At 33.7% G+C, this 13,075-nt stretch carries 7 protein-coding genes; 5 read left to right on the plus strand and 2 right to left on the minus strand.

Annotation, left to right across the window (positions count from 1 at the left end; genetic code table 11):
- Positions 1-163 precede the first annotated feature (163 nt).
- The 5 genes from PAENI_RS28260 (at position 164) to PAENI_RS28280 (ending at position 10,199) form a co-directional block, all read left to right on the plus strand.
- Positions 164-3,922, plus strand: coding sequence for an nSTAND3 domain-containing NTPase (locus PAENI_RS28260; RefSeq protein ID WP_149647576.1), 3,759 nt, complete (start codon positions 164-166; stop codon positions 3,920-3,922).
- A 185-nt stretch (positions 3,923-4,107) separates the two neighbouring features.
- The gene (locus PAENI_RS28265) at positions 4,108-5,574 is read left to right on the plus strand and encodes a phosphoribosyltransferase-like protein (RefSeq protein WP_149647577.1); all 1,467 of its coding nucleotides are present in this window, start codon (positions 4,108-4,110) and stop codon (positions 5,572-5,574) included.
- A 582-nt stretch (positions 5,575-6,156) separates the two neighbouring features.
- Complete coding sequence (locus tag PAENI_RS28270) at positions 6,157-7,533, plus strand: phosphoribosyltransferase-like protein (RefSeq protein WP_149647578.1); 1,377 nt, start codon at positions 6,157-6,159, stop codon at positions 7,531-7,533.
- A gap of 89 nt (positions 7,534-7,622) precedes the next feature.
- Positions 7,623-8,681 (plus strand): retron St85 family RNA-directed DNA polymerase, encoded by a 1,059-nt coding sequence (locus tag PAENI_RS28275; RefSeq protein WP_223179026.1) that lies wholly within the window; start codon positions 7,623-7,625, stop codon positions 8,679-8,681.
- Between the two features lie 1,149 nt (positions 8,682-9,830).
- A complete protein-coding gene (locus PAENI_RS28280; protein ID WP_149647580.1) occupies positions 9,831-10,199 on the plus strand; it encodes a hypothetical protein in 369 nt (122 codons plus the stop codon).
- Between the two features lie 561 nt (positions 10,200-10,760).
- Here PAENI_RS28280 and PAENI_RS28285 read toward each other — a convergent pair.
- Complete coding sequence (locus PAENI_RS28285; protein WP_149647581.1) at positions 10,761-11,954, minus strand: hypothetical protein; 1,194 nt, start codon at positions 11,952-11,954, stop codon at positions 10,761-10,763.
- Positions 11,941-12,459: a DUF4365 domain-containing protein gene (locus PAENI_RS28290; RefSeq protein ID WP_149647582.1), complete on the minus strand. Its 519-nt coding sequence runs from the start codon at positions 12,457-12,459 to the stop codon at positions 11,941-11,943. The genes PAENI_RS28285 and PAENI_RS28290 overlap by 14 nt, the downstream gene beginning before the upstream one ends.
- Between the last annotated feature and the right edge of the window lie 616 nt (positions 12,460-13,075).

A 13,075-nucleotide genomic window follows, 5' to 3' on the forward strand; every position in this document is an offset into this window, starting at 1 on the left:
TCCTCCTAGAAAATATTTAACGTAACAATGAGATTCTTACGTCTCACCCTCCCTATCGAAATTAGTACATAAAGAGTTGCGAAATAACAAAAAATTAGAGGATGCCTTCCAGAATCTGTCGAAATTAGTATAGTGTCAAACATAAATGCCTTGGAGGTTTACAATGTCTAAAATAAATCAAATTCAAAATAGAATTCGTGAATTAAGTGGGGATGTATTTCAGAAGGTTGCTGACGCTTATCTGCATGTGAAGGGTTATAGCGATATTAATCCGTTAGGGTCAGTCATTGGTGCTGATAAAGTTAGAAAAGGTACACCTGACTCATTATGCACACTTACTAATGGAAAATATGCTTTCTTTGAGTACACAACACAGCAATCAAATTTATATAAGAAAATTATTGTAGATTTAGAGAAGTGTTTTGATGAAGGTAAAACAGGTATAGCTGTCGATCTAATCGATGAGGTTGTTTACTGTCATACTTCTTCACTTTCGACAGAAGAAGAGAAAGGTATAAGAAAGTTATGCCAAGACAAAGGTGTAAATATTAATATTTTTGGAATAGGCCCCCTTTCTTTCGATTTGTATCAAAAGTATCCAGGTATTGCAAGGGATCTGTTAGGCATTGAAGTTGACACTGGTCAAGTCATTACAATAGAAGATTTTGTTTCAACCTATAATAAAAGTGCAGTAGCGACTCCGTTAGACACCCAATTCCACTTTAGAGAAGAAGAAGTAAATACCATAGTAACTGCACTTGAAACTACAGATTTAGTAATGATCTCTGGACGATCAGGTGTAGGGAAATCAAGAATAGCCCTAGAGTGTTGTCATAAATTCAAACAGATTCATTCAGATTACGAAATAAGGTGCATTTTTAACAGAGGGGTTAGTATTTTTGAAGATTTAGCTATTCACTTTTCTGACTCCAAGCCCTTTTTAATCTTTGTTGATGATGCTAATAGGTTAAACCAACTTGATTATGTACTCCAATGGATACACAAGCAGGAATTCGGTCGAAAAATAAAAATAATTGCTACAGTGAGGGATTACGCAATAGAGAAGATTCAAAATATTGCCCGCCAGTACGGTGGAGGTTATGAATTAGAAATTAATCCGTTGAATGATGAGCAGATTAGTAATTTAATCGAAGAAGAGTTCGATATAAAAAACGGTCATTACTTAGAAAGAATATCTGAAATAGCGAAGGGAAATCCACGGCTTGCTATTATGGCTGCGAAAGTAGCAAAAAGGGAAAATAACCTTCAGAGTATTAGAGATGTAACTATGATTTATGAAGAATATTATGAGTCAATAAAAAGGGATATTGATGCGTTAGATGATGTGAACATAAAGAAAGCCGCTGGAATAGTTTCTTTTTTACGTACTATAGATTTCTCAAATAACGAACAAATGACCTCTATCGAGGAAGTATTTTCAATTTCTAAGTATGAATTTTGGGAAGCCGTAAAAAAATTACATGATATTGAAGTGTTTGATATGTACGAAAACGAAGCAGTAAGAGTTTCGGATCAGGTTTTGGCTACATATCTATTCTATTTGACGGTTTTTAAGGAGAGCATAATCGATTTTTCAGTCTTACTAAACAACTTCTTTCCGAAAAGAAAACAGTTAATAATTGATGCTATTAACCCTGTGTTAAATTCCTTAAATACCAAAGATATTATGGAGAAAATGAGTTCTCACGTTAAGAATGCATTAGCTATTGCAAAAGAAAACGGTGACGGGGAAACAACTCTTGAACTTTATAGTGTGTTTTGGTTTATAGATCGAACATCAACACTTTTATATGTAAGAGACAGTGTGAAGGGGCTAGAATCAGAGGGATTCGATTATAAGGATTTCCAAATAAAAAAGGATAATAACATACCTAAACCATCTCTTCTTAGTATATTGAGTTCTTTTATTTCGTCGGAAAAAGAGATGTTCAAAATGGCAAATGAACTACTTTTATCATTGTTCGATAAACGCCCAAGTCTAGCCTCCTATGTCTATACGATATTAACAGAGGCATTCGGTTTTGATGTAGATTCCCATTTGTTCGAATATGAACACCAACACATTGTAGTAGATGTATTGTGGAATAAAATCCAAACAAATAAAAATGATGCTTTGATAAAGTTATTAGTTAAAATTGCAGATAACTACCTCAAAACAAAATTCGAAAGTACGGATTACCAAGGGAAATCAGTACGATTTAGAAATTTCGAGTTATACAATTCAGACTCTCTAAATCAATTAAGGACAAAAATATGGAATTATATATTTGAGTTGTACAAAAATAAGGAATTACGTAGCGAAGTACTTGAAATGATTTATAACTATAGTTCGTCACGTTTAGACGTATGCACTACAGAAATAATACAAAGTGATTCCATCGTCCTTTTTCCATTTGTCGTGAATTCTTTCGATAATGAAAGCTATTTGGAATGCAGCATTTTACAAGAATATTTGGATTTGTTAAAGGATCATAAAATTGAGTTCGACATAAAGTTGCAGGAGAAATTTAAAAATGAAACGTATACTCTATCCGAGTTGTTATTTGGGGAACCAGAAGAGTTAGATGGAGGGGAGTTTGACTACAGTAAAATAACAGAGATGAGAAATAAAAAAATTAGAGACTTTTTTAGAGAATATACCCAGGTTGATTACCTAAACTTCTTTAAGCAATGTATCGATATTAAAACGAGTGGCTTTCTTAAAAATCGAGATGAGTATAGGTTTCACGAAAGTTTGTTTGAGGTTTTCGGTGCACTATTAGATCGAGATGTTACTCTGGGTATAACGGTCTTTAATGAATACTTGAATCTAAACGATCCGTTATCCATTAATCCGATATCCTTTTTGGCAGTATTCACTTCAAGAGTGGAAGATTATAAATCACTGTCCAGTATTATTAACAATTCGCATGTTAACTCGATAAATAAATGGCTATATGGATACTTGTTCCATTTACCGAAAAATAATATCACAGAAGAAGATGTTGGTTTATTACTCACTCTTTACAAAGAAGCTAGCCCTGAGCACATGCCATATCAAACAGATTATCTTTTAAAATATATGGACAAAAATGAAAAATTGATTACCACAGTTATTGCAATACTTTTAGAACGGACCAATGTTAACAAACAATTTGCCGGGGCATTTGAGATGATGTTTAATCCTCATACAGAAATCAATAAGAATCTTATAATGCTGTTTAAGGCCGATATTAGCCTTTTGAAACGGGCTTATTTAGTGGTTCTTGAGTGTAGTCATCATCATGTTGATTACGATGGTTCAAACCTGGATAAAATTCTTAAATTAGAACCTAAATTTATGCTTGAATTTATAAAAATGTACGAGGATTTGAAGAATCGCCGATACCATGATCACAATGATTATTCTTGTGTTTGGCTGCATGAAGAATATGATGAAATCATGGAAGACGTAGTACTCTCTATATTTGAATATGAAAAAACTAGATATTCATATAGAGAACCTCTATTAGAAGCTATTTTCTTACATAACAGAGAGGAAAATGTCTTAGTTATAGAGAGGCAAGATAAATTTTTGAAGAAGATCATTCCAAGGCAGAATTCAAACATAGAACTAATGAGAATGATTTTCCATATTGTTTCACACTTCTCTACGGAAAGAAGATTGTCCTTACTTCAAGACTTTTTATTATATAATCAAGATTATAGTCATTTCAAAAAACTACCGCTTGAGGAAAGTTCAAGAAGTTGGTCGGGAAGTGAGGTGCCTATTCTTCAACAAAGAATAGCTTATTTTGAATCGGTATTAGGACTTTTAAATTCTGTTGACTTACTTGAACATAAACATGGAATAGAAGGTCAAATAAGTTATTTGCGGGATAGAATAGAGCAGGAAAAGAAGAGGGATTTTCTAGACGACTGAGATCAACGGAATTTAGCGGCGGATGTTATTTCCTTTACCCCACCCAGTATCGAGTGAATGATATAACTAGGACTTTATTGATATAACCTTGATTACATATGTGGTAAAAAACTTCTAAAGTGAAGTGCGTACAAATGTAATTTTAGAAAAGCTGATACAGCTCAAAAAAATAGGAGGCATATATTTTGAGATATCCAGATTATATTGAAAAAAGATTGTCCGAAATCGAAAAAATTGTTAGTAAGTGGCCTGTGAAAATGAATATTGATAATGTTGTTCAATGGATGCTTCAGTTTGAACCGGAAGATCACGACTTACCATTTCGTGTAATTAAGAATTTAAATGTATTGAGTTTCGAGGAAGTAAATACAGCACTCGAAATTGCTTTTAGTAAGTTAAATCAGCGAGCTGCAAGAAATAGTAATAAAATTACACATAAAAATACGTTGTTCGCAGGAGTTGGACCAGCAGCAAAAAGTGGCTCTATGATTTCATATCATTTTAGAGTAATTAACGATATTTCAGAAGATAATTTTATAGACTCATCGACCATTCATTTAATTAAAAACAAAGACGTTAAAAATATTGTACTAGTTGATGATGTAATTGCTAGTGGAGATACAGTAATAAAAGAGATTAACCGATTAACTGAACTAGTAGTTCCACTAAACCCAGAAATCAAGATATTTGTATTATCAATATGCGGATTCCGAAAGGCTATCGAACGAATTAACGAAGAATCAGCAGCACATGCATTTTGTGCATACCAATATTCAGAAGAAGATACTGTGGTATCACTTGATTCCAGCTTCTATCAATCATTAGCACATGAAAAGAGGCAATTACTTAGGGATAAGATAATTGAGTATGGGAAAATAACCAATAAGAGTGGGCTGGGGTATTACGGAATTGGGGCATTAATTGTATTTCCTTATAATACACCGAATTGCACTTTGCCAATAATTTGGGGGGACAGAAACGGCTGGATCCCGCTCTTCAGAAGAGCTGGGAGAATATCAGGTATTACTGGGATTTTTGATGAATTAGATAAAACTGTTGAAGAAAAGAAGGTCGAAGCACGTTATCCGAAAGAAAAAGAGAAAGATGATCCTGCTACAAGGTTGTTACATATGTATGTAGAGGGAAAAACGGATGAAAGATTTTTTGATTACATTATCGAAAGATTTAATATAGAAAAAGCATTGGGATATAGTCAAATCAAAGTAATATCATTAGGTGGGGCAGTCTTCTCTAGCAGGTTAATTGAGACAATAAGTATCGTTGATAACGATAACGTATTTGTTTTGGATGGAGATTGGCCAGAAAAGACTTTAAGTGATATTAAAAAGAATTTAGGAGATTATCCTATATATCTTTTGAAGCCAAGTATTCTTCAATTCCTAGATCTAAAGAAAATATTTGCTATACAAATTTACCAAAATAAACTTCATGAATTTACACAATATATTGACGATATTCAAAACGACATTAAACTTCCTGATCAAGTGATAATGAAAATTGAACGGATTATTCTAAAAGGCCCACGTATGCGGAGCCAGGAGCAATTTATTTTATTCATTGAAGAGTTTCTTAAAATTGAGTTAGTTGAAGAGTTTATTAATCATCTCATCAATCTGTTAAAAGGTGAATGAAATTGTATTAATAATGTAGTTGTATCAGCGAATACTCCCAAATCAAGTGGACATTAAAAAATGTTGTCACTGTCTACTCCTCACATGTGGAGTGCTGTTCACTGTTGGTCAGGAAAGATTGATAATTGAGATGTATTGGCGGTTTAATTAGTAAAGAAGTGGGAAAAATCCCGCTTCTTTTTTTTGACTATAAGTTCAATTTGTAATTGGAGGACAATGCTACCTTTGTTATAGTAATCCACAATCTAGTGACATGGAGTGTTCCTTAGTGATGCTAGAGCTTGTCATATCCTGTGATTTTTTTTGAAAGGCTTCAACTTTCAAAAAGAGATAAAACTTAATCTGTTGAGGCAAGGTAGAAAATAAGAAGTTCATGTACCCAGAAGTAACCAAGTGGTAGGTAATTATTCACTATTCAGAATGAAGACTTAAGAAGGATATTTACAATATTTTGTTGAAGTATGAAGAAGTATAGTGAGTATACAAATCTCTTAAAGGGAGGGATTAAGGTGGAATCGCAAAGGAGAAGAAATGGATTCGAATGACTCCTAGCGTGATAAGAATTAAGAAGGGTGGATAACATTGCAACTAGATCTTAATAGCACAATAGATGAATTTCTTTCCAAGAACGAAGTGAATGATTCAGAAGAAGAGTATTTAAAAGATTTCAAAAAGAAGGTAGAGCAGTTTTTAGGTCAGAGCAAAATTAGCGAAAATACAGATGTAGGTAATATTTTGTTAATAATGCTAAGCGACTATCACTACTATTCAAGGTTAAATATAGAGAAAATTTTCACCAACTTTCACAGCTATTTGGTTCCAAGGATTAGGGAACCCTATACAATTTATAGTCCTATTTCCAGTGAAAAAGATGTTACGAGAATGAACAGCTCATACTTTTATTTGCAAAAGTTTCTTGAAATTAATGGGCTATCCAATGATCAGGCCATAAATTTAAGCTCTCTGTACTTAGAAGTTAACAATAAGCACTTAAGAAAAAAAGTGAATTACTATGATGAAAAGAGATGTGCGCTTACCCAGCAAGAAAAGGAATTAAAAAAAACATACAGCAAGTTGAAATATATAGATACAGTGGTATTCATCGATGATTTTTCAGGTACTGGGGACACCATAAGAAGTTTTCTGAAAAATGCAGCTGAGATGGTGAAAGAGAAGCAAGTGATAGTATTTGTTATTCATATTACTGAGAAAGCGAAACAAGCTATACATAACGCCTTTCAACAATTTGGTTACATAAATGCCTATCTGAAATACGAAAAGAAAAGTAATGGTTATTTTGAAAAAAATAAGGATCTGGTTGATGAAAGAAACAAACTTTTGAGGTTCGAACAAGAGATCCTAAAAAGTGAACATCCTTTAGGTTTTAAGGAATCGGAAGCTCTCGTAACCTTTTATAGAAATTGTCCTAATAATACGATCAGCAGTTATTGGTGGAATGAGAATAGCGAATGGCAGGCGCTGTTTCAAAGAAAGAATAAAATATTAGATTTCTTTGGTGATAGGAAACACAAGGAGATCTATGAGGCGGTACTCTATAATTTATCGCTGATCATCCCCGCTCCATATCTAAAGAAGTATGATATAAAGGAAGTTCTATATTTATTATACTTGAAGGAGTTTCCTAACGATAAAGAGGACTTTGAAATAAAGAAAATATTAGGGTATAATAATGATCAATTATTGGAACATCGTAATCGATTATTAAGCAAAGACTGGATCGATAATCAGGATAATTTGTCTTCAAAGGGGAGCAGTGTCATAGAAGAATTGGGAATAAATGAATCTTTTTTTTCGGATTTGACTAAACCTAAGTCTTTAGTGGCCGGGTCTGACAGTCTATCTTTTGAAGATGAATATATACCGATTCGGTTGTGTAAATTAGGGTCAAAGAAAGGCGAGTCGTCTTTCGAAAAGTTAACGGTTCAAAACTCAATTTAGTGTAAGAGTCAATGGTATACCGGAAATATCAGTAATTTATTTCTTTCTTAATAATAGGAGTGGGATGAAAAAAAGTGGATTTGGACCTTTTGAAATCGAAATTAATTGAGAAAAATATACCACTAAATGATATTGAAGCTACAATATCCTATGCCCAAACTTTGAAAAATAACGGTGTTCCAATAATTTTTGATATGCAGCATTTAAGAAGATTATTAAAGCTAACGGAATCTGATTTTAAAAGATTGTATTATGCCAGAGATTTGCAGTACAGAACAATAGAAATTCCTAAGAATAATGGGTCAGGCACCAGAACGTTATCCCTCCCATCGATAGATTTAAAGTACATCCAACGATGGATACTGGACAATATCTTATATAACGTACATGTTCATGAGTATGCAATTGGTTTTGTAACAGGGAAATCAACTGTTTTAAATGCTAGCCACCATATTAACCAAGAATATGTTTTGAAAATGGATATTAAGGATTTTTTTCCAACGATATCAGGTGGCAGAGTATATGGTCTATTTAAGTGCTTAGGTTATTCATCAAGTGTGGCATTAACCTTGACTAACTTTTGTATTTACCAAAATTCATTACCGCAAGGTGCCCCGACAAGTCCGTATATATCTAATTTGGTTTGCAGAAAGCTAGACCAGAGATTAGAGCTTTTATCTCGGAAGAGAAAACTAAAGTATACAAGATATGCAGATGATATGACTATTTCGGGTGGGAGAAAGATAAAAAAAACCATTCCCTATGTGAAACAGATTATTGAAGAGGAAGGCTTCCGCTGTAATGAAAGTAAGACAAAATTGATTTATAAAAGCAATAGGCAACAAATTACCGGAATAGTGGTTAATGAAAAACTATCCATCCCCAAAAGTATGTTTAAATCTTTAAGACAAGAAATTTATTATATGAAGAAATTTGGAGTATCCTCTCACTTAGACAAAAAAGGCTTGAAGCATAAGTCGCACGTTAAGGAACATTACTTCGGATTAGCTAATTACATTATGAAGGTCGATCGTGAAAAAGGTAAACAAATTCTGAATGATTTGAATGCTATTGATTGGATATCCAAATCTCATAAGGGAAATAAGCAATTTACAGCTCAGGAGAAAAATAAGGATATATACGAATAATCAAGTAGGGTATCTGATCTTCTTAATGTGAAATCAGGCACCCTTTTTATTTGTGAACAGGGGAAGAACAAAGTGCTTTCGATGGTGCGGAGATTCTAATTTGAAGTAACAAAACTTGTGTTTATTTAGTGTGAAATTAGTACTGTTGATAAATTATCCCGACCACCCAAAACGACCCGAATGGAACAAAATGCGAATGCCAAAATTCCAATGAATCAAGGGCTCTGCGGACTATAACAGATTAAAACTTAGCCGCGGCGCAATCCGTATATGGTGCATGTGGAGTGTTGCTCACTGTTGGTTAGAACAAACTAATAGTTGAGGTGTATTGGCGTATACAGCAACGGAGCGGGTAAATTGCCGCTCCTTTTTTTGACTAAATGGGTTCGATACCTAGGACCCTATTTAATAAAGGGGCGGAGAATGCTAAAACAGGGTTAAGCCCGCAGTAAATAAAGTTATTATAGATCAGATTAGACAACAACTAAAGGAATGGAAGAAAGGAACACCTACGTTCTGTATAATTGAGGGTCGTGTATTGACTCGTGACCCGTGGGGGGACCGTATTGAGGTGTACTCGGAGAAGTTAGAAATTAAGAGTGTTCCTTATATTTTTCCACACTCGTTTGCTTTGATCTTCTAACGCGGGGGAGGTAAAGCCTTAGCATTACAGAAATACTTGGTCATACAGACCTTAACATAACAAAGCGATACGTAAAATCTTGCTGAGAGCGATCTTAAGGAGCAACATGCTGTGGCATCGCCTCTAAATAGGCTGATGCTTGTCAAGAAGCGTATAAGTAAACTAAAGATTAATGATTACGCTCCAATTAATAATATTTGGGGTGTTTTTTTGTATGCATAGCAGTATATTTGACAAAAAAATTTGTAGAAATATAACGAGGGTTAAGTTTACTGTAAAAGGAGATTTGTGATCATTCGGCACTGGGCGGGCCTAACAGATAGCGCTGTGGGGAATGAACCAAGTCAGTTTCGATAGTTTCAGTAACTTACTTGATACTGATACGAATAACTTAAGTGAGTATTGTTAAATCACAAAATTCACCTAAATAAAAGCCACTTGAAATAGAAGCGAACCAATTTGCAAAAGAATTTCTACTTCCCGAACAAATGGTCGAGTCTATACCTATGTCAGCACCATTTGATTTCGATACAATCAAAGCAATCAGTAACGAATTCATAGTATCGAAGCTTGTAGCCGTATTTCGAATACTTGATTTTCATTTAGGAAATTATGCTATTATTGGTTCTAAGCATGGTGTAATCACTCATCTTGGAATGTCAAAGAGTCTTGTTGGTAAGATTAATCTCTTGAAATTAGGTGCTTCTATTCATAAGAAATCATTTGCCAACGAGTGTTTGATTTCAAGTTTTCGAATGTCTGGGTACTCATCTATTGATCCTAAAACCTGGATCACAAGAAATAAGTTAGGCTCAGCAATTGAAAAAATATCAAGAGCAGATAAGAGGTCCGGAAAGTGTCTTAACTCTTCTTAACGTGATTTTTTTGTAATTCGATATTTGTGAATGGGCATAGAAGGGTAAGATGTCACACTATCAATTGATAGGCTAGCGATAAAAAGAACTCATTTTTAAGTAGTCAATAAATTGTAATAATGAAACCGAAGAACCTATTCTATTCAGGTCTTCTGATTTAAACATCAAGGTAAAGACGCTTAGTTAATTTTTTCTATACAGTCGCAAAAAATCGGTAGTCAGACGTTATTTAATGGGGGCAACACATCGTATAATAATTGTTCACACGGAGCACTTGATACATGTAGTATCGGTTTGTTTGTTGATAAATTAGGGTTTGAATTAAGCGTATAAGATAACTGGATATGAATTTGGGACGCGAATTTTCGCGTCTCCATTTTTTTCATCTTTAATTGAGGTTTTCCAGATATACATCTACATTCGATTCACAATAATAATTGTTCCGAGTTACTTTTTATGAATTTATATAAGTAATAACTTCATCTAAGATTGATCGGTATTTGGTTATATTGACAGTTTTTTTAAAAAAAATGTTTGTGTTAAGGAAAGCCTTGAGGAGAGTTACTTTAGAATTTTAAAGTTATGAGCATCCCTTAAAATGAAGACACTACCATACTTATCTAAAACCCCTTCTACTTCTACCAATAGCTCTTGGTCAAATGCAAGACATGCATCAATAAAATCCTTGAAATTAAGCGGTACGGAAACCGCTATGTTTTTAATTATATTTTGGTGCATTATATAAATTAAATAAGAATTTGATTTATTTGATTCAACACGATTAATAAGTCCTTTAATAGTTATGATCTTTTTAAGATTCTCTGTGTGCTCTTCAAAAGGTGATTCAAGAGTTTTATTTGCTAGACGGTCAAAGTTCGCGCTGGCCCTATATTCGTTTTCAAAAACTTCTCGCAATCGCTGGGCTGCGTGTTCAAGAGAACGAAATGTTCTAGGGTAAAGTGTGGCACTATTAATAATATCTAAATCCATAGGGTATTTGATGCACCAATCCACTTTACAATCAACACGTGTCTCTAATTCAGATGTTTGATTTAACTGTAACAGTGCTTCACACATGTTAGCATTAAGCCCTTCTTCAAATCTTGGAAAAAACCGTTCCTCCTTAATTAGTTCCATATTATTGATTCCATTTATTATTCTTAAAAGAATCTTTCTGTTGAAGGGAGTGCTATCGAATAAGTTATAATAAAAATCTTTGTTAGTATTTTCTTGGTATATCGGAGCTTCAATAACAAATACAAAACTTCCAAATTCTGTTTGGCCTAGACGAAAGAAATCTGCAATTTGAACGGCTCTTTTTTTAGGTTTGCGGTAAAAGGGACGGGGATCAATCTCGTTATCAATAGTTGCGATAATTAATTTTTTTATTGCATCAATACACTGTTTAGCATATGGAATTGAAAGAGAACCTTTTTCGGAATCCATGGAGCTAATTTTAATTTTCAATCTGTCTGTCTGAGGATTAAGTAAATCGAAAAATATTTCATTAGTAGACCTGTTTTCAATTGAGCATAAGTTTTCGATAAATTCTATAAACCGTGCTTCGAAATCTTTATAAAGTTTTGAAGCTGGAATAACAATTGTATCTGATACTTCATGGAGAGGATCCTTCCTTTCGAAAACTAAAGAATTTAGAGATTCGCTTTTAGCTTCCCAGCCTGTTGAAATTAGGTATATATTAATATTCTCAAGTGTTATATTAGTGAGCAAGGGTTTTAATTCAGAGTGATGCATAGAACCTTCCCCCTCTAATATCTCTAATAATTTTTTGTAGGGCGGAAACATCGAATAGCTGGTCACGGGGAATCTGAACTGTTTTTTTGCTTACATTTCTTGTTGGAGTGTTACCATAAAGACATGTCCACCATGCACAATGTTTAAGAACTAATTCAGATTCAGATAGGTTTAACCAATGATTCCTATCTCTAGGGAGGTAAAAGACAATTAAAATACGTGGTGTTCCAATTTCGGTCTCGACTAAATCATTATAGTTCTTTGAGTCTAGATTATAAGTAATATATTTCGAGTCCATACTTAAATTAACTGTTGACTTTAATTGGAATTCAACTTTAAAACCGTTAGGACATCTTCTTCCATCAGGTCTTACTTTGATTTCGCTGATTGTTCCATCAATTCCATAATCAAATTTTGGTTGTGTGTAATCCATTCCTGCCATGTGAGCTACAGCGCTAACATAAGCAAGGCTTAGCCCTTCCTTTATGTGTTCATCAGTTAACATATTACACCAGTCCTATTATAGATTTTCACATCATCTATTCGCTATATTAGGACAAATTCCTTCTAATTTGTTTCCAAATTTCTTCTACTATGTACAAAATTAAAACTACATTTGAGAGATGTGTATATAAATGGGCGTAATCAGTATCTTTGATAGATGGTCAAAAAATGGTTTTAGATATACAAATATATTATCAGATGTAAGTCCACACTAGTTAATGCTACTTTCGGTATGTCCATATGAATACATGTCTGAGTAATCTATTTGAGGAGCAACTAGCTTTTAATAGATTAACTGAAGCATTTTCGAAACAGGTCATTTGCTCAATGGATTCTTCTCTGCTCTAGTCGGTCATCTTCAATATTGAGAAGCAGTAAATTCAGTATTTGTTTTTAAAGGTTGGATGTTATTGTCCAGTTCTTTTTCTTATTAAAATGCTTTAGGCGGAATGAAAATTAATAAAAACACTAGAGGACAAGATGACTTGAGTTAGGCCAGACAAGGGTTAAGGTCATTTAAATAAAAAGACGAAGCCAATTTAAACTGTACCCTATCGAGTAGACACTTTTAAAAAGTCTCTCGGTAGGGTATTTTTGTTTATAACGAAGAAGATAGG

The sequence above is a fragment of the Paenibacillus sp. B2(2019) genome, assembly GCF_008370385.1.
Classification (GTDB): Bacteria; Bacillota; Bacilli; order Paenibacillales; family Paenibacillaceae; genus Paenibacillus_AQ.

Bases quoted from the DNA above. Each gene is read 5' to 3' on its own strand.
- PAENI_RS28260 (WP_149647576.1), top strand. From the start codon at position 164: ATGTCTAAAATAAATCAAATTCAAAATAGAATTCGTGAATTAAGTGGG.
- PAENI_RS28280 (WP_149647580.1), top strand. From the start codon at position 9,831: ATGTCAGCACCATTTGATTTCGATACAATCAAAGCAATCAGTAACGAA.
- PAENI_RS28285 (WP_149647581.1), bottom strand. From the start codon at position 11,954: ATGCATCACTCTGAATTAAAACCCTTGCTCACTAATATAACACTTGAG.
- PAENI_RS28290 (WP_149647582.1), bottom strand. From the start codon at position 12,459: ATGTTAACTGATGAACACATAAAGGAAGGGCTAAGCCTTGCTTATGTT.